At 63.2% G+C, this 19,678-nt stretch carries 18 protein-coding genes and 1 pseudogene; 11 read left to right on the forward strand and 8 right to left on the reverse strand.

Annotated features, from left to right (window positions below; all coding sequences use genetic code 11):
- Nucleotides 1–6: 6 nt before the first annotated feature.
- The 3 genes from HQN78_RS01210 to HQN78_RS01220 are packed head-to-tail and all read left to right on the forward strand — an operon-like array spanning nt 7 to nt 2,588.
- Entirely contained in the window at nt 7–1,107 is a 1,101-nt protein-coding gene (locus tag HQN78_RS01210; protein ID WP_107798613.1) for an ABC transporter ATP-binding protein, read from the forward strand.
- A 3-nt stretch (nt 1,108–1,110) separates the two neighbouring features.
- Nucleotides 1,111–1,881, forward strand: coding sequence for an ABC transporter ATP-binding protein (locus HQN78_RS01215; RefSeq protein WP_107798614.1), 771 nt, complete (start codon nt 1,111–1,113; stop codon nt 1,879–1,881).
- Nucleotides 1,878–2,588 (forward strand): ABC transporter ATP-binding protein, encoded by a 711-nt coding sequence (locus HQN78_RS01220; protein WP_227104321.1) that lies wholly within the window; start codon nt 1,878–1,880, stop codon nt 2,586–2,588. The genes HQN78_RS01215 and HQN78_RS01220 overlap by 4 nt, the downstream gene beginning before the upstream one ends.
- 48 nt (nt 2,589–2,636) lie before the next feature.
- Here HQN78_RS01220 and HQN78_RS01225 read toward each other — a convergent pair whose 3' ends face one another.
- On the reverse strand, nt 2,637–3,527 hold the full coding sequence (locus HQN78_RS01225; RefSeq protein ID WP_235087411.1) for a LysR family transcriptional regulator: 891 nt from the start codon (nt 3,525–3,527) through the stop codon (nt 2,637–2,639).
- Nucleotides 3,528–3,654: 127 nt separating this feature from the next.
- Here HQN78_RS01225 and htpX point away from each other — a divergent pair, with 127 nt between their 5' ends.
- From htpX to HQN78_RS01250, 5 genes are all read left to right on the forward strand, one after another.
- Entirely contained in the window at nt 3,655–4,536 is an 882-nt protein-coding gene (gene htpX, locus HQN78_RS01230) for a protease HtpX (protein ID WP_227104316.1), read from the forward strand.
- A 101-nt stretch (nt 4,537–4,637) separates the two neighbouring features.
- A complete protein-coding gene (locus tag HQN78_RS01235; protein ID WP_107732454.1) occupies nt 4,638–5,624 on the forward strand; it encodes a TerC family protein in 987 nt (328 codons plus the stop codon).
- Nucleotides 5,625–5,925: 301 nt separating this feature from the next.
- Nucleotides 5,926–6,645: a response regulator gene (locus tag HQN78_RS01240; protein ID WP_107798618.1), complete on the forward strand. Its 720-nt coding sequence runs from the start codon at nt 5,926–5,928 to the stop codon at nt 6,643–6,645.
- A complete protein-coding gene (locus HQN78_RS01245; RefSeq protein ID WP_235087413.1) occupies nt 6,642–8,093 on the forward strand; it encodes an ATP-binding protein in 1,452 nt (483 codons plus the stop codon). Before HQN78_RS01240 ends, HQN78_RS01245 begins: the two co-directional genes overlap by 4 nt.
- 490 nt (nt 8,094–8,583) lie before the next feature.
- Nucleotides 8,584–9,675, forward strand: coding sequence for a porin (locus HQN78_RS01250; RefSeq protein ID WP_235087415.1), 1,092 nt, complete (start codon nt 8,584–8,586; stop codon nt 9,673–9,675).
- A gap of 69 nt (nt 9,676–9,744) precedes the next feature.
- On the opposite strand, the gene HQN78_RS01255 is transcribed toward HQN78_RS01250, so the two are convergent.
- Entirely contained in the window at nt 9,745–10,665 is a 921-nt protein-coding gene (locus HQN78_RS01255; RefSeq protein WP_235087418.1) for a LysR family transcriptional regulator, read from the reverse strand.
- A 148-nt stretch (nt 10,666–10,813) separates the two neighbouring features.
- Between HQN78_RS01255 and speB the strand changes: the two genes are divergently transcribed.
- Complete coding sequence (gene speB / locus HQN78_RS01260) at nt 10,814–11,764, forward strand: agmatinase (protein ID WP_235087422.1); 951 nt, start codon at nt 10,814–10,816, stop codon at nt 11,762–11,764.
- Between the two features lie 69 nt (nt 11,765–11,833).
- Nucleotides 11,834–13,201, forward strand: a complete 1,368-nt coding sequence (locus HQN78_RS01265) for a sodium:solute symporter (RefSeq protein WP_235087424.1) — start codon at nt 11,834–11,836, stop codon at nt 13,199–13,201.
- 18 nt (nt 13,202–13,219) lie between these two features.
- On the opposite strand, the gene HQN78_RS01270 is transcribed toward HQN78_RS01265, so the two are convergent.
- The 6 genes from HQN78_RS01270 to HQN78_RS01295 all read right to left on the reverse strand — a co-directional run bounded on the left by HQN78_RS01270 (nt 13,220) and on the right by HQN78_RS01295 (nt 17,915).
- The gene (locus HQN78_RS01270) at nt 13,220–13,525 is read right to left on the reverse strand and encodes a hypothetical protein (protein ID WP_227104308.1); all 306 of its coding nucleotides are present in this window, start codon (nt 13,523–13,525) and stop codon (nt 13,220–13,222) included.
- A 12-nt stretch (nt 13,526–13,537) separates the two neighbouring features.
- Nucleotides 13,538–14,404 carry a hypothetical protein gene (locus tag HQN78_RS01275; protein WP_235087427.1) on the reverse strand — a complete coding sequence of 289 codons (867 nt, stop codon included), beginning with the start codon at nt 14,402–14,404 and terminating at the stop codon, nt 13,538–13,540.
- A 186-nt stretch (nt 14,405–14,590) separates the two neighbouring features.
- Entirely contained in the window at nt 14,591–15,538 is a 948-nt protein-coding gene (gene lipA / locus HQN78_RS01280; protein WP_166452149.1) for a lipoyl synthase, read from the reverse strand.
- Nucleotides 15,535–16,158, reverse strand: a complete 624-nt coding sequence (lipB, locus tag HQN78_RS01285) for a lipoyl(octanoyl) transferase LipB (protein WP_107798627.1) — start codon at nt 16,156–16,158, stop codon at nt 15,535–15,537. The genes lipA and lipB overlap by 4 nt, the downstream gene beginning before the upstream one ends.
- Before the next feature lie 16 nt (nt 16,159–16,174).
- Nucleotides 16,175–16,420 carry a YbeD family protein gene (locus HQN78_RS01290; protein ID WP_370445189.1) on the reverse strand — a complete coding sequence of 82 codons (246 nt, stop codon included), beginning with the start codon at nt 16,418–16,420 and terminating at the stop codon, nt 16,175–16,177.
- Between the two features lie 349 nt (nt 16,421–16,769).
- Nucleotides 16,770–17,915 carry a D-alanyl-D-alanine carboxypeptidase family protein gene (locus HQN78_RS01295; RefSeq protein WP_107798629.1) on the reverse strand — a complete coding sequence of 382 codons (1,146 nt, stop codon included), beginning with the start codon at nt 17,913–17,915 and terminating at the stop codon, nt 16,770–16,772.
- Between the two features lie 228 nt (nt 17,916–18,143).
- Here HQN78_RS01295 and ilvA point away from each other — a divergent pair.
- Nucleotides 18,144–19,672 (forward strand): annotated as a pseudogene (gene ilvA / locus HQN78_RS01300) (threonine ammonia-lyase, biosynthetic).
- Nucleotides 19,673–19,678: the final 6 nt, after the last annotated feature.

Consider the following 19,678-nt stretch of genomic DNA (forward strand, 5'->3'; position numbering starts at 1 on the left):
CATATCATGACCATGGCACTCAATATCAACAAGATGGACACCGGCAAGAAAGTCGGCCTGTTCGTGCTGTCCGCGGTGGCGATGGCGGTACTGCCTTTCCTGGTGGGCGGCCTGCTGGGCAACTCCTGGGTCCGCATCGTCGACTTTGCCTTGCTCTACGTGATGCTGGCGTTGGGCCTCAACATCGTGGTGGGCTTCGCCGGCTTGCTGGACCTGGGCTTCATCGCCTTCTACGCAGTGGGCGCCTACACCTTCGCCTTGCTGGGCTCGCCGCATTTCGGCCTGCATCTGCCGTTTTACATCACCATCCCCTTGGGCGCGGTGCTGGCGGCTTTCTGCGGCATCTTGCTGGGCACGCCGGTATTGCGGCTCAAGGGCGACTATCTGGCCATCGTGACGCTGGGCTTCGGGGAGATCGTGCGCATCTTCATGAACAACCTGAACACCCCGGTCAACATCACCAACGGTCCGCAGGGCATCAACCTGATCGATCCGATCAAGGTGGGCGGCGTATCGCTGGGCGAGACGATGGAGCTGTTCGGTCTGAGCTTCCACAGCGTTTATCTCTACTACTATCTGTTCCTGGCCCTGACCGTGGGCGTGGTGATCATGGCCTGGCGCCTGCAGCATTCGCGCATCGGCCGCGCCTGGGTGGCCCTGCGCGAAGACGACATCGCCGCCGCGGCGATGGGCATCAACATCCGCAACATCAAGTTGCTGGCCTTCGCCTTGGGCGCCTTGTCCGGCGGCGTGGCCGGCGGCCTGTTCGCGTCCTTCCAGGGCTTTGTGTCGCCGGAATCGTTCAGCTTGCTGGAATCCATCATGATTCTGGCGATGATCGTGCTGGGCGGCATGGGTCACATCCCGGGCGTGATTCTCGGCGCCGTGGTGCTGACCATTGCGCCGGAGATCCTGCGCGAAGTGATAGGCCCGCTGCAGATGAAAACCTTCGGCAAAATGCTGATCGATCCGGAGAACGCCCGCATGCTGTTGTTCGGCTTGGCGATGGTGGTGATGATGCTGGTGCGGCCGGAGGGCATGTGGCCGTCCAAGCGCCGTAAAGCCGAGTTCCGTGACGATAGAGAAGCCGCAGGGCAGAAAGGTTGAGCCATGGCTGAAGTTTTGCTGAAGATAGAAGGCATCCATAAACGCTTTGGCGGCCTGCACGCGCTCAACAACGTGGCGCTGACCATCAACAAGGGCGAGATTTACGGCCTGATCGGCCCCAACGGCGCGGGCAAGACCACGCTGTTCAACGTGTTGACCGGCTTGTACGTGCCGGACGAAGGCGCGTTCGAGTTCGACGGCCACAATCTGTTCCAACAGAAGCCGCACGTGGTGGTGGCCGCCGGCATCGCCCGCACCTTTCAGAACATCCGTCTGTTCGCCGAAATGACGGCCTTGGAAAACGTGATGGTGGGGCGTCACATTCGCTCCAAGGCCGGCGCCTTGGGCGCGGTGCTGCGCGACAGACGCACCATGGCTGAAGAAAAGGCGATCACCGACAAGGCCTGGGAACTGCTGGAATACGTGGGCATCGCCGATGTGGCGCATGAGCGCGCCCGCAACCTGTCCTACGGCCATCAGCGCCGACTGGAAATCGCGCGCGCGCTGGCCACCGAGCCCAAGCTGCTGGCGCTGGACGAGCCGGCCGCCGGCATGAACCCGCGCGAGACCGAGGAACTGAAGACCCTGATGTCCAAAATCCGCGCCGGAGGCGTGACCGTGCTGCTGATCGAGCACGACGTCAAACTGATGATGGGCTTGTGCGACCGCATTGCGGTGCTGGACTACGGCAAGAAGATTGCCGAAGGCGTTCCCGAAGAGGTGCGCAAGAACCCGAAAGTGATTGAGGCCTACCTGGGAGCGGCACACGCATGAGCATTTTGGAAGTCAAAGACCTGCAAGTGGCCTATGGCGGCATTCAGGCGGTCAAGGGCGTCGATTTTCACATCGAGCAGGGCGAGTTGGTGACCCTGATCGGCGCCAACGGCGCCGGCAAGACCACCACGCTGAAAACCCTGGTGGGCATGGTGAAAAAATCCGGCGGCAGCATTCACTACGACGGCAAGGACATCTCCACCATCGCGCCGCACAACTTCGTGCGCCACGGCCTGGCCATGGTGCCGGAGGGCCGCGGGGTGTTCGCCAAGCTGACGGTGGAAGAGAACCTGTTGATGGGCGCTTATTATCGCGACGACAAGGCCGCGATCCTGAGCGAAGCCGAGCGGGTGTACGAGTTGTTCCCGCGCCTGAAGGAGCGGCAGAAGCAACTGGCCGGCACCTTGTCCGGCGGCGAACAGCAGATGGTGGCCATGGGCCGCGCCATGCTGTCCAAGCCCAAGCTGCTGTTGCTGGACGAACCGTCCATGGGCCTGGCGCCCATCATCGTGGAGAAGATCTTCGAGATCATCCAGATGGTGGCCAAGGAAGGCGTGACCATGCTGCTGGTGGAGCAGAACGCCAAGCTGGCGCTGGAGGTGTCGCAGCGCGGCTATGTGATGGAAAGCGGCCGCATCACCATGAGCGGCCAGGCCAAGGATCTGCTCAACGACGAGCGCGTGCGCAACGCCTATCTGGGCGAGTGAGTTCGCCGCGCGTCGCCAAACCCCGGACTTGTCCGGGGTTTTTTGTTTTCAGAGCGCGGCGTCGATGGTGGCTTGCAACATGGCCTGCACGCCCGGATGCTGCAGCCGGCGGCGGTTGGCGATGGCGTAATAATGCTCCCAGACCCCGTCGACCTCGCCCAGCGCCTGCGGCGCGTTCGCGTCGCCGGCGCTGGGCGCCGTGCTGGGAAACAGGCCGAAGCCTTGGCGGCCGAAGGCGTCCAGCAAGGCGCCGTCGTCGAACTCCGCGACGATGTCCGGCTTGATCCGGCGCTCCTCGAACCACTGGTCCAACTGGCTGCGCAGCACATGGTGGCGGCTGGGCAAGAGCATGGGCGCCTGGTTCAGGCTGGCGGGGAAGCCTTCGGCGTAGCGCCGCCACAGTTCGGCCGCGCCGGCTATCATCACCGGGCAGCGCATCAGCAGCCAGGATTGAAAAGGCTGCGATCCGCCGGCCGCCATCGGCCGATCCGCCAGCACCACGTCCAGCCGGTGGCGGGTCAGGTCGGCCAGCAACTCGTCGAAATCGCCTTCGCCGCATTGCAGCCTGACCTTGGCGTCCAGCCGCAGCGCCGGTTCCAGCAGCTTGAGCGCGATGGCCTTGGGCAGCACGTCCGAGATGCCCGCCGCCAGGCGGATGGTCTTGTCCAACTGCGCGTCTTCCAGCGTTTCCTGCAATTCCTCGCCCAGCATGAAGATCTGATCGGCGTAGCGCAGCGTCACATGGCCGGCCTCGGTCAGAACCAGCTGGCGTCCCTGTTGTCGGAACAAGGTTCGCTCCAGGCTCTGTTCCAGCCGCGAAATCTGGCCGCTGACGGTTTGAGCGCTGACGCCCAATTGTTCCGCCGCGCGGGTGACGCCGCCGGCGTGGGCGACCGCCCAGAAGTAATGCAGATGCTTGAAGTTGATCCGTTCGGACATAATGGTTCGAAAAAACTTGATGTATTTTCTGATTATATTTGATTTTTTCCGAGGGACGCAGCGTCTAGAATGCACTGTGTCGGGCGTTCCTCGGAATGTCGTCGAATTCAACGCAAGGGCCAACACCATGAAACGAGTCATCCTATTAATCGCCACCAACATCGCCGTGATGGTGGTGCTGAGCATTGTGGCCAGCTTGTTGGGGCTGAACCGCTTCATGACGGGCAACAGCCTGAACCTGGGCACGCTGCTGGGCTTCGCCGCGGTGATGGGTTTCGGCGGCGCCTTCATCTCGCTGATGCTGTCCAAGACCATGGCCAAGTGGAGCACCGGCGCGCGCGTGATCGAAACCCCGAGCAACGACACCGAACGCTGGCTGGTGCACACCGTGCAGAAGCTGGCCAGCCGCGCCAACCTGCCGATGCCGGAAGTGGCGGTGTACGAGGGCGAGCCCAACGCCTTCGCCACCGGCCCGAGCAAATCCAACTCGCTGGTGGCGGTGTCCACCGGTCTGCTGGCCTCGATGACGGAAGAAGAAGTGGAAGCGGTGCTGGCGCACGAAGTCGCCCACATCCAGAACGGCGACATGGTGACGCTGACGCTGATCCAGGGCGTGGTCAACACCTTCGTGTTCTTCCTGGCGCGCGTGGTCGGCTATCTGGTGGACAACTTTTTGCGCCGCAACGACGAAGAATCCAGCGGCCCGGGCATTGGCTATATGGTCACTGTGATCGTCTGTGAGATCGTGTTCGGCATCCTGGCCTCCGCCATCGTGATGTATTTCTCGCGTCAGCGCGAATTCCGCGCCGACGCCGGCGCGGCCACTCTGCTGGGCGGCGCGCGTCCCATGGTCAACGCCTTGCGCCGTCTCGGCGGCGTCGCCGCCGGCGACCTGCCGCAGAATATGGCGGCCTCCGGCATCTCCGGCGGGCGCGGCGGCCTGATGGCGCTGTTCTCCAGCCATCCCAGCATCGAGGAGCGTATCGGCGCGCTGGAACACGGTCGTTAAGCTTTGATCCGCCTCCGCGGCAGCGAGGGCGGCTGATGTGAATTCAGGCCCCGGGGCGGCTCGCTCGGCCCGGGGCCTTTCTATTGCCTAAAGGAATGCTTATGGAATGGTTGAGCGCCGGCTTCGCCGGCTACCCCTTGTGGGTGTGGTTGATGTTCATGGCGATTGTGCTGGCTCTGCTGGCTTTCGATCTGGGCGTGCTGCACAAAGAGGAAAAGGAGATCGGGGTCAAGGAAAGCCTGATGCTGTCGGCTTTCTACATCGGCGTCGGCCTGGCCTTCGGCGGCTGGATCTGGTGGTATCAGGGCGCGGACGCCGGCATGCAGTACCTGACCGGCTATGTGGTGGAGAAGTCGCTGTCCATGGACAATGTCTTCGTGATGTCGCTGATCTTCTCCAGCCTGGCGGTGCCGCGCTTGTACCAGCACCGGGTGCTGTTCTGGGGCATTCTCGGCGTGATCGTGATGCGGGCCTTGATGATAGGCCTGGGCGCGGCGCTGGTGGCGCAGTTCCAGTGGGTGCTGGTTTTGTTCGGCCTGTTCCTGATCGCCACCGGGATCAAGATGCTGTTTTCCGACGACGAGCACGCGCCCATCCAGGAAAACCGCATGTACCAATGGCTGCGCGGCCACCTGCGGCTGACGCCGGACTTGCACGGCAAACAGTTTCTGGTGCGCGGCGAGGCGCATGGCTTGGCTCGCGGCTGGTGGGCGACGCCGCTGCTGTTGGCGCTGATCATGGTGGAGAGCGCCGACCTGGTGTTCGCGGTGGACAGCATCCCGGCCATCTTCGCCATTACCCAGGATCCGTTCCTGGTCTACACCTCCAACATCTTTGCGATCCTGGGCCTGCGCGCGCTGTACTTCGCGTTGGCGGCGATGGTGCATCGCTTCCATTATCTGAAGTACGCCTTGTCGCTGGTATTGGTGATGATAGGCGTCAAAGTGGGTCTGGTGTTCTTCAACGACGTGGGCTGGGTGACGTTCAAGATCCCCACCGCCTGGTCCTTGGCGGCGACGCTGGGTCTGTTGCTGGCGGGCGTGCTGTATTCGCTGCACAAGACGCGCGATCAGAACCCCAACGATTGAGGCGGACGCATAAGTTCGTGCCGGAGCAGGGCTCCGGCGGGCAAGGGAAACCGGCCATGCGCGATGCGCGTGGCCGGTTTTTTGTAAACCTTCTGTAAACCTCTCTCATTTGGCCACGATTTCTCCCTCAGCCCGGCGGGCGGGCGCGGTATCCTTAGAGCCGCTAACCAAACCTCGCAGAGAAGCTGAGCCTAGGCGCGCCGACGCAGGCAGTACAAGTCGTACGGCCAGGAGGCGCAAGGCAGGATCAGGGCTTGGGTTAGCGGGTCTTATAATAAAGCCGCAATGGAGGTGAGCTGTTATGACTGTCGAAGTGCCAAGATTGCTGGTGGTGGATGACGACCCCGACCTGCGCGACCTGCTGCGCGACTACCTGGGCAAGCAGGGTTTCGCCGTCGACGCCGTCGGCGACGGCCAGGCCATGCATCAGGCGATTGCCGCGCAGAACTACAATATGTTGATTCTGGACCTGATGTTGCCGGGCGAGGATGGCCTGACCCTGTGCCGCAATCTGCGCGAGCGCTCCTGCATGCCCATCCTGATGCTGACCGCGCGCGGCGACGAGCTGGACCGCATCATCGGCCTGGAAATGGGGGCCGACGATTATCTGACCAAGCCGTTCAGCCCGCGCGAGCTGCTGGCGCGGATCAAGAGCATTCTGCGCCGGGTGTCGGATCAGCCGGCGAACGCGGCCAGCGTGCGCCGGCTGCGTTTCGCCGGCTGGACGCTGGACCTGAACGCCCAGCATCTGCTGGACGAGGCCGGAGTGGTCACTCCGCTGTCCGGCGGCGAATTCAAACTGCTGCAGGCCTTGGCGGAAAACGCCAACGCGGTGATGTCGCGGGATCAACTGATGGAGGCGATGAACGGCAAGGAGGCCGGACCGTTCGACCGCACCGTCGACGTGATGATAGGGCGGGTGCGCCGCCGGCTGGGCGAGGACGCGCGCGAGCCCGTGCTGCTCAAGACCATACGCAGCGGCGGCTATATGCTGGCCTGCGAGGTGGAAGCCTTGCGATGAGGTGGTTGCCGCGCACATTGTATGGCCAGATTTCGCTGACGCTGGTGGGGGGCTTGCTGCTGGCCAACGCCTTGGGCATTTATTTCATTCTCAGCGACCGCGACCGCTTGAGCAATTCCTTGCGCGTGCAATACACCGCGCAGCACATCGCCGACATCGTCAATCTGTTGGACGAGTGTCCAAGCAAATATCGGGAACAGGTGATTTCCGCCCTGAACCAGCCCACGCTGCTGGTGCGCATGGACCGGTTCTGGGAGCAGCCAGAAAATACGCTGAGCCGGCATGGCCGCTCGTTTCAGCAATTGATCAAGCGCGACCTGATCAAGCCTTATCAGCTGCAGGTGTTGTCCAAGCAGCAGGACTCGTCGGCGGGCGGCCGCGCGGCCTTGATCGATAGGGTGGGCGGCCTGGGGATGAAAAATTTCACGCCCACGCGGGACGCCGGCCTTGCCGGCTCCATCGTCGGCGAAGAACTGACCGCCCTGGGCCCGCTGGCCGAATTCAAGACCCATCTGGCCACGGTGCAGGCCAGGCTGAGCGACGGCACGGTATTGACCTTCAACGCCTCGCGGCCCATTTCGCTGGCCGATCAGCCCATCCGCATCCTGGCCTGGCTGCTGCTGGTAGCCTTGACCGCCGCTATTCTGGGCGCCTGGGCGGTGCGGCAGCTGATTCGGCCGCTGGGCCTGTTCGCGCAGGCGGCCCGAGGCCTGGCCAGCAATCTTAATCAGGCGCCCTTGCCGGAAACCGGCTCCGAAGAAGTGGCGGAAGCCGCCCGAACCTTTAACCGGATGCAGACCGAGCTGCAGCGCCTGCTGAAAACCCGCAATCAGATGCTGGCCGGCGTGTCGCACGATCTGCGTTTGCCCATCACCCGCATCCGTCTGCGCCTGGAAGGGCTGGCCGAGTCGTCGGAAAAGCAGGCGATAGAGCGCGACCTGCTGGAAATGGACCAATTGATCAACGACTCGCTGACCTATCTGCGCGGCGGCTGCGGCAGCGAGCAGGTGGTGAAGCTGAATCTCAACGCTTTGCTGGAAAGCGTGGTGGAGGATATGGAGGCTTTCGGCGCCGACATCCAACTGCACTGCGAAGCGGTGGCGCCGGTCGCCGGCAAGGTCGGCGCCTTGCGCCGTTGCCTGGGCAATCTGCTGGAGAACGCGCGCCGTTACGGCGGCGCGGGGATCGAGGTCAGCCTGCGGCAGCGGGGAGACTGGGTGGAAGTGCGGATTCAGGACCAGGGGCCGGGCATCGCCGAGGCGGAGCTGGAACGGGTGATGGAGCCTTATGTCCGCTTGGAGGACTCCAGGGCGCGCCATACCGGGGGCAGCGGCCTGGGCCTTGCCATCGCGCGGGCGATTGCGCGCGACCATGGCGGCGATCTCAAACTGAACAACCGGCCTCAGGGCGGTTTGTGCGTGCAACTGAGTTTGCCGGCCGGACATTGAACGCATTGATCTTGTGGCGAGCCGCGCTAGCGCGGCTTTTTTCTTGTCCTCTCGCCGGGTTGCGATGAGAGAGGGGGCAGGTGGGTGGCTTTGTATCTGCCGAATTCTCAAAATTTACGATGTGTTCACACTCTATTTACATTAAAGCCGTATTGTAAATGGACATTTACAAAGTGATTGATTACAATCAGTGTCAGAATTCACTGATACAGATTCTTTTTCGCTTCTTTGAATTCGAGTCAAGTCTATCCAATCTTCAGCCCGCCGCGTGCGGGCATTTTTTTGCTCAAATGCTTGTGGTTAATGAATTTTAACAAGTTGAGAGTGAAACTTCGCCTGAGTGTTTCAGTCTGATTGCCTGAAGTCTGATGTTGTTTTTTTGACACTACTGTTGTTTAATGACCACAAGTTTGCATGGCTAGTTGCAAATGTGAAACACAGCAACTAGTATTCGCTCACTTCCTAAGTAAACAAGAAGGATAGCCACATCATGAAAAAAAGTCTGATCGCTCTGATGGTTGCCACTCTGCCGGCAGCCGCTTTCGCCGACGTAACCGTGTTCGGTACCATCAAAGGCGGCGTTGAATACGTCGACAGCAGCAAGGGCACCAAGCAAACCAATATCGACGACCTGGGTTCCCGTATCGGTTTCAAAGGCAATGAAGATCTGGGCAATGGCCTGAAAGCCATCTGGCAAGTTGAAACCGGCTTCGGCATCGACGGCCAGAGCCGCACCGGCGAAAGCAGCGGCACCTTCGCCAGCCGCGAATCCTTCGTAGGTCTGTCCTCCAACTTCGGTACTTTCCGTCTGGGTCACCTGGCCAACTACGGCGAGTCCGACATGGCTCAAGTTAACCCGTGGGAAAGCAGCAGCAACGCGCTGCAACTGAACGCCTTCACCCGCGGCGACGGCTATGTTAAGAACGCCGTGCGTTTCGACACCCCGGAATTCGCCGGCTTCCAAGCCGCCTTCCTGTACGGCACCAAGGAAGACAAGCGTGGTTTCATCGTTGATCCCACCAACCCGAACGTTGCTCAAAACGCCGATCGCGAAACCTACAACCTGGGCCTGTCCTACGAGAACAGCGGCTTCTTCGGCAAGTACCAGTACATCCACGAAAGCCCGATCGTTGCCGGCCTGAACCTGAGCAGCAAGGCCAACAACAAGCACCGCATCGAAGCTGGCTATAACGCCAACAACATCTTCGTGGCGCTGGGCTATCGCAATGACAAGGGCGACGCCACCGTGACCCCGCAGTACTTCCTGGCTGATGCTGCCCTGGGCACTGATGGCCGCAAGTACGAATCGCAAGAATACGCGCTGACCGCCGGCTACCAGATCGGCGCCTTCATGCCCAAGTTCACCTATGCTCAAGCCAAGGACCTGAAGATTGACGGCGTGAAGAAAGATGACAGCGGCTACAAGCAGTTCCTGCTGGGCGTTGACTACAGCCTGTCCAAGCGCACCACCGTGGGCGCTCAGTACGGCGAAATCAAGGCTGACAGCGCTTACCTGAAGAGCAATGGTCAGTCCACCGACAAGATCAAGGCCTTCGGTCTGAACGTCGTACACAAGTTCTAAGCGTTACGGGCTAGACGTAAAGCTGCGAACAGTTTGGAATGCCGCCCCTGGCAACAGGGGCGGCATTTTTCATGTCCGGCGCTCGGCAAGCGGCTCGCCGTGGGCGGCGACGAGGTCGGCGACGAAGGCCTGCAGCGTCGGATTGGGATGGCCGCGTTTGCGGGTGACCAGTTGGAATTCGGCCAGATAGCGCCAGCGCGCCGGGTCCAGCGCTCGCAGCAAGTCCCGCTCCGCCAGCGGCGCGGCATAGTGTTCCGGCAAAAAGCCCAGATGGCGGCCGGACAGAATCAGGGCGGCGATCGCCTCCATATTGTCGGCGCGGGCGCTGATGCGCCAATCCGCCACCGGCAGCCCGGTATCCGGCAGCGGATAGCTGCGCCAGGCCCAGTCGTGGGCGGCCAGCTCGGCGGGGCCAAGCGCGCCGGCCTGCGGGAACAGCGGATGGTCGCGGCCGCAGTAGGCCAGCTGCCGTTCGACGAATAGCGGCCGGTACTCCAGTTGGGGCGCGCGATGCCAGCAATAGCCGATGCCCAGGTGAATCCCGCCCGACAGCAGCGCTTCCTCCAGGCCGCCCGGCGGCAACATGGACAGAATCAACTCCACCGCTTGCGGCCGCGCGCGAAAGCGCCGGATCGCCGCCGACAGCCGCGCATTGGCGCCCAGGGCGGTATGGCCGATCACGCCGATGCGCAATTGCCCGACCAACTGCCGGTCCAGCTGGCGGGCTTCCCGACAGAACAATTCCATCGATTCGGACAACTGCCGGCTGGCGGCCAGCAGGCGCTCGCCCTTGGCGGTCAGCGCGAAGCCGCCGCGGCCGCGCTCGCATAGCCTATAGCCCAGCCGGGTTTCCAGCGCCGCCAGCTGATTGCTGATGGTGGACTGGCTGATGTTCAGCGTGCCCTGCGCGGCGGAGACGCCGCCAGCCTCGACCACGGCCTGAAACACGCGGATCAGCCGCAAATCCATATTGCTTAAGGTATTGAGCATGGGCCTCCGCGCCGGCGGCGCAATGAGTGGGCACCCGCTGATTAATACATTCATTTTCATCCATGTAAACCGTGGCGTTTGGTGATGTTAGCCGGAGAGGCGGCCGCATAGACTGCGTGATCCCATCCATCAAGACGCAGGAGGTCTTATGTCCGCCCCTTTGCTCAACCAGCCGCTGAGCGGCAATGCGATGCCGCGTTTCGGCGGCGTCGCCAGCATGATGCGCCTGCCTCTGCGCGACAGCGCCGCCGGCCTGGACGCCGCCTTCATCGGCCTGCCGCTGGATATCGGCACCTCAAACCGCAGCGGCACCCGCTTTGGCCCGCGTGAAATCCGCAGCCAGTCGGCGCTGCTGCGCCCCTACAACCTGGGCAGCGGCGCCGCGCCGTTCGAACGGCTGCAAGTGGCGGACCTCGGCGATGTCGCCACCAATCCCTATAACCTGGAGGACAGCGTGGCGCGGATCGAGGCCGCCTACGATCTGGCGCTGCGGCACCCGGTACGTTTGCTGGGCATGGGCGGAGACCACACCGTCACCTTGCCGGCGCTGCGCGCGCTGGCGCGCAAGCATGGCCCGCTGGGCTTGGTGCACGTGGACGCTCACGCCGACGTCAACGACGAGATGTTCGGCGAGAAGATCGCGCACGGCACCACCTTCCGCCGCGCCTGGGAGGAGGGGCTGCTGGCCGAGGGGCGGGTGGTCCAGATTGGTCTGCGCGGCAGCGGCTACGGGGCGGCGGATTTCGACTGGTCACGCCAGCGCGGTTTTCGGGTGGAGACGGCGGAGCAATGCTGGCATCGCTCGCTGGCACCGTTGATGGCCGAGGTGCGCGCGCAGCTGGGAGCGGCGCCGGCGTATCTGAGTTTCGACATCGACGGCATCGACCCGGCGTTCGCGCCCGGCACCGGCACGCCGGAAGTGGGCGGCCTGAGTTCGGCGCAGGCCTTGGAAATCGTGCGCGGCTGCCGGGGCCTGGATCTGGTGGGCGGCGATCTGGTCGAGGTGTCACCGCCGTATGACGCCAGCGGCAACACCGCTTTGCTGGGCGCCAATCTGCTGTTCGAAATGCTGTGCGTTTTGCCCGCGCCGGCGCGCTAAGCCGCGCTGATTCCATGCCCACGAGCGCCGGAGAATGCGCCGCGGTCCCGAGAACAAGAGGAGAACGAGATGAGTCTGGATCTATTGACGGTGGCCGCCTATATCGGCGCCATGTTGTGGCTGGGTTGGCTGGGCATGCGGCGGGCCAGCGACCGGGAGCAGTACCTGGTGGCGGGGCGCAATCTGGGGCCGATGATGTATATGGGCACCATGGCGGCGACAGTCCTGGGCGGCGCCTCCACCGTGGGCACGGTCCGGCTGGGCTATGTTTACGGCATTTCCGGCTTCTGGTTGTGCGCGGCGCTGGGCAGCGGCATCGTGGTGCTCAATCTGTTTCTGGCCAAGCCGTTGCTGCGTTTGCGGGTTTTCACGGTCACCCAGGTGCTGGAGCGCCGCTATCATCCGCTGGCGCGCAAGGCCAGCGCGCTGGTGATGTTGTCGTACGCGCTGATGATCTGCGTGACTTCGGTGTTGGCGATAGGCACGGTGATGCAAGTGCTGTTCGAGCTGCCGTTCTGGCTGGCCGTCGTCATCGGCGGCGGCGTGGTGGTGATTTACTCGGCGATAGGCGGCATGTGGTCGCTGACCTTGACCGACATCGTGCAATTCGTCATCAAGACGGTTGGCCTGATGCTGGTGCTGCTGCCCATCTGTCTGTGGCGGGCGGGCGGTTGGGAGCAACTGGCCGTCCGGCTGCCGGCGTCCGCGTTCAGCTTCGAGGGCCTGGGCTGGGGCACGGTGCTGACGTATTTCCTGATCTATTTCTTCGGCATCCTTATCGGTCAGGACGTATGGCAGCGGGTGTTCACCGCGCGCGACGACAAGGTGGCGCGCTATGCCGGCAGCGCCGCCGGCCTGTATTGCCTGTTGTACGGTTTGGTCTGCGCGCTGATCGGCATGGCGGCGCGGGTATTGCTGCCGGAGCTGGAGAACCCTAACAACGCTTTCGCCGCCGTCGTCAAAGGGGTGTTGCCGGACGGCGTGCGCGGCTTGGTGATCGCGGCGGCGCTGGCGGCGATGATGTCCACCGCCAGCGCCGCCTTGCTGGCCGCGTCGACCACCTTGACGGAGGACTTGTTGCCGGGAGGGCGCGCCGGTTTACGCCGCAACCGGGTGGCCACCTTGCTGGCCGGGGCCTTGGTCCTGCTGCTGGCGATGCGGGTGAATGACGTGATCCAGGCGCTGACCCTGGCCTACAACCTGCTGGTGGGCAGCATGCTGGTGCCGTTGTTGGCGGCGATCTGCTGGCCGCGGGCGACGACCGCCGGCGCGGTGAGCGCCATGCTGGGCGGTTTGGGCGCGGCGGTGTTCTTCATGCTGCGGGACGGTCTGGACGCCAATACGCCGATTTATTTCAGCTTGCTGACCAGCGCCGGCCTGATGCTGGCGTTCAGCCTGGCGGACGGACGCGCGCGGCCGCGCCCGGCGCGGGAGTAGCCGCCTGTCGTCCGCCGTTCAGGCCAGCAGCTTGGCCACCGCGCCGATGGCTTTGGCGGTCAGCTTGATGGCGTCGCCCACGCGTTGCAGCTGCCGCCCGGCGTGATCGGCCGCCTCGGTCGCCGCTTGCAGCGCGGCGATCGCGTTGCGGAAGTCGTCGGTGTCGGCGTTCAGATCCCGCGCGATCAGCGCCAGGGTCTGGTTGGCCAATTCATCCTGTTGCGCCAGCAAGGCGCGGCTGTCCGCGCCCAGGCTGGCGACGGCCAGATTGTTGATGCGGGATGCCAGGCCGCTGACAAGCTCGGTGACTCGGTGGCTGTCCATATGCTGCCTCCTTTATTTGGCGGGCAGGTCGCGATAAAAATTGCGCAGCCGCCTGGCTTCGGCGGCGAAGTCGCGCAGCGCTTGCAGCTTGGACTGGGGCGCGTCCAAGCTTTGCAGCAACTGGCGGTTGGTGTCGGGAAAGCCCTGAATCGCTTTGTCGCTGGCTTGCAGCGCGGCCTCGATCTGCTCGAATTCGCGTAGCCGGTCGGAGATGGCGAGGTCGAACTGGTAGCGCTCCCAGCTGCCGTAGGGCGGTCGGCTGAAATTGGCGTGACGCAGCAGGCTGTCCCTGAGCACGCTCAGATAGCCGGGCAGCGCGCTCAAGACGCGGTGGCTGCTGACGGCCAGCCGGTCCAGTCCGGGCTGGGCGGTGGCCATGGTGTCGCGCAGCGCGTTCTTGCGTTGCGCGGTGGTGAGCTGGCGGCCCAGCGCATCGGCCGCGGTGGCCAGAATCTTGGCGGCGGCCTCGTCGCCGCCGCGCAGTTTGAGATCCTGAACGCTGTCGGCCAAGTCCTGGGCGGCGGCGTCGACCCGGGCCTCGGCCTCCCGGTCTCCAGCCAGGCTGCGCAGAGTTCTGGCGTATTTTTCCAGCGCGTCCAACGTCGCCTGCAACTGCGCCAGAGCGGGGGCAAGATCGTAGCTGGCGCCGTTGCCGGCTTGCGGGCGGAAGGTGTCCGCGCGCAGCGGCGCGTTGGGCGCGGTGAGCACCGCGTTGAGCCGCGCATTCTGCTGGATGCGCGCAAAGGTGCCGGCGGAGCTTTGCGTGACGCTGCGGGCGGCGTTGTCGAAATCGGCGAATGGCGTGTCCGGGGCGTTGGCGCAGGCGGCCAGCAGCAGCGGCAGCATAGGCAGCAGGCGGAAGAAAGGGCTGGCGGACATGGCGCGGCTCCATCGGCAGGCGGGCGCTGGCGCGACCGCGCGGTTTGCGGGATGAAACGTGCGCGGACGCTATGGCGGGCGCATGTCCTTGTATAGACGATCCGCCGCCGCCGCATGCCTGTACCAAAGGCATGGGCAATGAAAAAGGGAGCCCTTAGGCTCCCTTCGATCTGGCATGTGAATGGCTTACACACCGGCCTCGTGCGCCTGCACGTCGGCGTGGTAGCTGGAGCGCACCATCGCGCCCACGGCGGCATGGACGAAGCCCATTTCATAGGCTTTTTTCTCGAACATCTTGAACACGTCCGGGTGCACATAGCGCAGTACCGGCAGGTGGCCGTCGGACGGCTGCAGATACTGGCCTATGGTCAGCATGTCCACATTGTGGGCGCGCAGATCGCGCATCACTTCCAGGATCTCTTCGTCAGTCTCGCCCAGGCCCACCATCAGGCCGGACTTGGTGCGGACGTCGGGGTTCTTGGCCTTGTAGTCCTTCAGCAATTGCAGCGAGTGCGCGTAATCCGAGCCCGGGCGCGCCTGCTTGTACAGCCGCGGCACGGTTTCCAGATTGTGGTTCATCACGTCCGGCGGGGTCTGGCTCAGGATGTCGACGGCCACGTCCAGGCGGCCGCGGAAGTCCGGCACCAGGGTTTCGATCTGGGTGTTGGGCGACATTTCACGCACCGAGTTGATGCAGTCGGCGAAGTGCTGGGCGCCGCCGTCGCGCAGATCGTCGCGGTCCACCGAGGTCACCACCACGTACTTCAGCTTCATCGCGGCCACGCTTTCCGCCAGGTGGCGCGGTTCGTCCGGATCCAGCGGATTGGGGCGGCCGTGGCCCACGTCGCAGAACGGGCAGCGGCGGGTGCAGATATCGCCCATGATCATGAAGGTGGCGGTGCCTTTGCTGAAACATTCGCCGATGTTCGGGCAGGTGGCTTCCTCGCACACCGTGTGCAGCTTTTGTTCGCGCAGAATCTGCTTGATCTCGTGGAAGCGCTGGCCGTTGGGCAGCTTGGCGCGGATCCATTCCGGTTTTTTCAGTTTTTCGTCCAGCGGGACGATCTTGATGGGGATGCGGGCGGTTTTGGCCGCGCCCTTGTGTTTGACCCCAGCCTGGTTTTCCGGCTTCATGTCAGTTCCTTGGTGCTGTTCAGGAGGCGCTCCAGATGCGGCAGCAGCGTATCGGCGGCGGCGGCAAGGCTCAGCTCCACTCCCAGTTGTTTCAGGTCGGTCACCTTGAGGTTGGCGTAACCGCAAGGATTGATGGAATCGAAAGGCGCCAGGTCCATGTCCACATTGAAGCTGAGGCCATGGTAGACCGCGTGGTTCTTGATGCGCAGGCCCAGCGAGGCGATCTTGGCGCCGGCCACGTAAACGCCGGGCGCGTCCACATCGCCGTTGCCGTGTATGCCCAGCTCCGCCAGCGTGTCTATCACCGCCTGTTCGATGCGGCGCACCAGCTCGCGCACGCCTATGCCCATGCGCTTGAAATCCACTAGCAAATAAACCACCAACTGGCCCGGCCCGTGATAGGTGATCTGGCCGCCGCGGTCGGTTTTCACCACCGGAATGGCGGTGGCGTGCAGCAGGTGCTCCGGCTTGCCGGCCAGGCCCTGGGTGTAGACGGGCGGATGTTCGACCACCCACAGTTCATCGGGGGTGTCGGCGTTGCGGGCGTCGGTGAACGCCTGCATGGCGCGCCAGGTTGGTTCGTAATCCACCCGGCCCAGATGTTTGACGATGCGCGACACGGCAATCTCCAGGCGCTTAAAGCACCATTTTCACCATCGGATGGCCGGTCAGCGACAGATAGATGTTGTCCAGCTGTTGACGCGAGGTGGCGGTGACGGTGACGGTCAGCGCGTAAAAGCGGCCGTTGGCGCTTTCGCGCAGCGTCACGTCGTGATCGGCCAGGTCGGGCGCGTTGACGCGGACGACCTCGGTGATGGTGAGGACGAAATCCTCGTGACGCTCGCCCATCACCTTGATGGGGAAGCGACAGGGGAATTCCATGAGTTCCTGTTTTTCAGACATATGCAATCAAATCCGCTAAGAACGTGTTTACGATTGCGCGAGCAAGAGCGAGACAAGGCGAAAACAGTTGAGAAAGCGGAGTGTACACACGGTACATGAGCATTTCGAAGCGGTTTTCAACGCGGTATCGCCGACGCGCAGCAGATCGTAAACAGGTTCTAAAGACGCCGAACCCGAAACGGGCAAAGGCGCAGCAGCCAGTTGTACTGCAAACCGGGCCGCCCGCGCCAATACATTTTACGGTCGTCTTTATTACTAAAACGTCACATCATAATACAGCCGCGGCGTCCGGGCGATGCCCGGCGCAGCGATTAACGGCGGACGCCGTTTATTTCCAGCCCAGCATCAGCTTGATGCTGTCCCACAGCCGGCTGAAGAAGCCGCCTTCTTCCACCGCCTTCAAGGCCACCACCGGGCGCTCGAACAGCGGCTTGCCGTCCAGCGACACCACCAGCTTGCCCACTACTTGGCCGGCTTTGACCGGGGCGATCAAGGGTTGCATGGTGGTCAGGTCGGCCTTGAGCTTGGCGGCCTGGCCCTTGGCCACGGTGGCGTAGACGTCGCTGGCGAAGCCGACGGACACGGTTTTGGCCGCGCCCTTGTAGATGGGCAGCTCGGACACCGGCTTGGCGCCGCTATACAGTTTGGGCGTATCGTAAAACTGCAAGCCGTAGTTGAGCAGCTTGGAGCTTTCCACCGCGCGCGCCTCCGGGCTGGCGGTGCCCACCACCACCGAAATCACGCGACGGCCGTCGCGGTGGCTGGTGGTGATCATATTGTAGCCGGCGCTGTCGGTGTAGCCGGTCTTCATGCCGTCGACGTTGGGGTCGCGGTAGAGCAGCAGGTTGCGGTTGGGCTGCTTGATGTTGTTGTAGGTGAAGGACTTGATCGAGTAGATCGGGTAGAACTCCGGGAAGTCGCGGATCAGCGCGCCGGCCAGGATGCCCAGATCGTGCACGGTGGTGTAGTGCTCGGGATTGGGCAGGCCGGTGGCGTTGCGGAACTGGGTGTTCTTCATGCCCAGTTTCTGCGCTTGCTGGGTCATCACCTGGGCGAAGACTTCCTCGCTGCCGGCGATGGCTTCAGCCAGCGTCACGCAGGCGTCGTTGCCGGATTGCACGATCATGCCCTTGATCAGGTCGTCGACCTTGGCCGGCACCTTGGGATCCAGGAACATGCGTGAGCCTTCGGTTTTCCAGCCTTTTTGCGACACCGTCAGCGTCTGTTCCAGAGTCAGCCGTTTTTCCTTCAGCGCTTTGAAGGTGAGGTAGGCGGTCATCAGCTTGGTCAGCGAGGCCGGCTCCACGCGGGAGTCCGGGTCGCGCTCGGCCAGCACTTGCCCGCTGTTGAAGTCGGTCAGGTAATAAGCCTTGCCGGCGATTTCGGGCGCGGGCGGCAGAAAGGCGGCGGAGGCGAAAGAGACGGACGGCAGCGCGATCGCCGCTGCCGTGAGAATGCTGGTGAATGTTTTCATTGTTCCTATGGGCAACGCTGGGGGTTGAGGTCCAAATAGTAGCCGTTGATTATACACGCGGATTGCCGTCCGGTTGCCGCGAAGTGGGGATTTTCTGCGGGCGGGGCGGGCGGAGCCGTTGCGATACCGCAATGCAACAATCCAATATTATCAAGGCTTCCCGTCTGCTTGGAGTTCCTGCTACTCTGGCAGTTCAAGCAAAATAATGATCGGGACAAAGGCTTTGCCATGCAAGAGAAGCAAGACTATCTGGAACGCATCCTGACGTCGCGGGTTTACGACGTCGCCATCGAAACGCCGCTGGAGCTGGCGCCCAATCTGTCGCGCCGCTATCGCAACACGATTCTGCTCAAGCGCGAGGATCTGCAGCCGGTGTTCTCCTTCAAGCTGCGCGGCGCTTACAACAAGATGGCCAAGCTCAGCGCGGAACAGCGCGCGCGCGGCGTGATCACCGCCAGCGCCGGCAACCACGCGCAGGGCGTGGCCTTGTCCGCCAGCCGGCTGGGCTGCGCGGCCACCATCGTGATGCCGGTGACCACGCCGCAGATCAAGATAGACGCGGTCAAGCAATACGGCGGCCAGGTGGTGCTGCATGGCGATTCCTTCAACGAAGCCTTCCACCACGCAACTGAATTGGCCGCGCAAAACGGCATGACTTATATTCCGCCGTTCGACGACCCGGACGTGATCGCCGGCCAGGGCACCATAGGCATGGAGATTCTGCGCCAGCACCCGGACGGCTTGAACGCCGTCTTCGTCGCCATCGGCGGCGGCGGCCTGGCCGCCGGCATCTCCAGCTTCATCAAGCGGCTGAAGCCGGAGATCAAGGTGATAGGCGTGCAGCCGGTGGATTCCGACGCCATGCGCCAATCCATCGCCAAGGGCGAGCGCGTGGAGTTGAAGGACGTGGGTCTGTTCGCCGACGGGGTGGCGGTCAAGCTGGTGGGGAGGAGACTTTCCGCATTTGCCGCGAGCTGCTGGACGAGATCATCCTGGTGGACACCGACGCCATCTGCGCGGCGATCAAGGACATCTTCGAAGACACCCGCTCCATCGTGGAGCCGGCGGGCGCCTTGGCGGTGGCCGGCGCCAAGGCTTACGTGGAGCGCGAAGGCTGCGTGGACCAGACCCTGGTGGCGATTTCCTGCGGCGCCAATATGAATTTCGACCGCCTGCGTCATGTGTCCGAGCGTTCCGAACTGGGCGAGCGGCGCGAGGCCGTCATCGCGGTGACCATTCCGGAAAAGCCGGGCAGCTTCAAGCGCTTCTGTACCGTGATCGGCGGCCGCAACATCACCGAGTTCAATTACCGCTTCGCCGATCCCGGCACCGCCCATGTCTTCGTCGGCGTGCAGATCAGCGGCAAACAGGACCTGGAGAACATACTCTCCAGCCTGAACGCGCATGAGCTGGACAGCATCGATCTGACCGACAACGAATTGGCCAAGCTGCACATCCGTCATCTGGTGGGCGGTCACGCGCCGCAGCTCAAGGACGAGCGAGTGCTGCGCTTCGAGTTTCCGGACCGCCCGGGCGCGCTGATGCGTTTCCTGGAGGCGATGAGCGTGGACTGGAACATCAGCCTGTTCCATTATCGCAATCACGGCGCCGATTACGGCCGCGTGCTGGTGGGCATACAGGTGCCGGCCAGCGACGACGCGGAGTTCCAGCGCTTCCTCGACAATCTGGGCTATCCCTATGTCGAGGAAACCCAGAACCCGGCCTACAAGCTGTTCCTGGGCAAGACCATACGTTGAACCGGG

Origin of the sequence: Chromobacterium sp. Beijing (assembly GCF_021496765.1) — a bacterium.
In the GTDB taxonomy this organism is placed as follows: domain Bacteria; phylum Pseudomonadota; class Gammaproteobacteria; order Burkholderiales; family Chromobacteriaceae; genus Chromobacterium.

What these genes read in the sequence shown, in the direction of transcription:
- HQN78_RS01235 (WP_107732454.1), top strand. Translation starts at nt 4,638, where the DNA reads ATGGAATGGTTGAGCGCCGGCTTCGCCGGCTACCCCTTGTGGGTGTGG.
- HQN78_RS01210 (WP_107798613.1), top strand. Translation starts at nt 7, where the DNA reads ATGACCATGGCACTCAATATCAACAAGATGGACACCGGCAAGAAAGTC.
- HQN78_RS01290 (WP_370445189.1), bottom strand. Translation starts at nt 16,420, where the DNA reads ATGGAATTCCCCTGTCGCTTCCCCATCAAGGTGATGGGCGAGCGTCAC.
- HQN78_RS01270 (WP_227104308.1), bottom strand. Translation starts at nt 13,525, where the DNA reads ATGGACAGCCACCGAGTCACCGAGCTTGTCAGCGGCCTGGCATCCCGC.
- htpX (WP_227104316.1), top strand. Translation starts at nt 3,655, where the DNA reads ATGAAACGAGTCATCCTATTAATCGCCACCAACATCGCCGTGATGGTG.
- HQN78_RS01245 (WP_235087413.1), top strand. Translation starts at nt 6,642, where the DNA reads ATGAGGTGGTTGCCGCGCACATTGTATGGCCAGATTTCGCTGACGCTG.
- HQN78_RS01250 (WP_235087415.1), top strand. Translation starts at nt 8,584, where the DNA reads ATGAAAAAAAGTCTGATCGCTCTGATGGTTGCCACTCTGCCGGCAGCC.
- HQN78_RS01295 (WP_107798629.1), bottom strand. Translation starts at nt 17,915, where the DNA reads ATGAAAACATTCACCAGCATTCTCACGGCAGCGGCGATCGCGCTGCCG.
- HQN78_RS01265 (WP_235087424.1), top strand. Translation starts at nt 11,834, where the DNA reads ATGAGTCTGGATCTATTGACGGTGGCCGCCTATATCGGCGCCATGTTG.
- speB (WP_235087422.1), top strand. Translation starts at nt 10,814, where the DNA reads ATGTCCGCCCCTTTGCTCAACCAGCCGCTGAGCGGCAATGCGATGCCG.
- HQN78_RS01255 (WP_235087418.1), bottom strand. Translation starts at nt 10,665, where the DNA reads ATGCTCAATACCTTAAGCAATATGGATTTGCGGCTGATCCGCGTGTTT.
- HQN78_RS01220 (WP_227104321.1), top strand. Translation starts at nt 1,878, where the DNA reads ATGAGCATTTTGGAAGTCAAAGACCTGCAAGTGGCCTATGGCGGCATT.
- HQN78_RS01215 (WP_107798614.1), top strand. Translation starts at nt 1,111, where the DNA reads ATGGCTGAAGTTTTGCTGAAGATAGAAGGCATCCATAAACGCTTTGGC.
- HQN78_RS01275 (WP_235087427.1), bottom strand. Translation starts at nt 14,404, where the DNA reads ATGTCCGCCAGCCCTTTCTTCCGCCTGCTGCCTATGCTGCCGCTGCTG.
- HQN78_RS01225 (WP_235087411.1), bottom strand. Translation starts at nt 3,527, where the DNA reads ATGTCCGAACGGATCAACTTCAAGCATCTGCATTACTTCTGGGCGGTC.
- HQN78_RS01240 (WP_107798618.1), top strand. Translation starts at nt 5,926, where the DNA reads ATGACTGTCGAAGTGCCAAGATTGCTGGTGGTGGATGACGACCCCGAC.
- lipA (WP_166452149.1), bottom strand. Translation starts at nt 15,538, where the DNA reads ATGAAGCCGGAAAACCAGGCTGGGGTCAAACACAAGGGCGCGGCCAAA.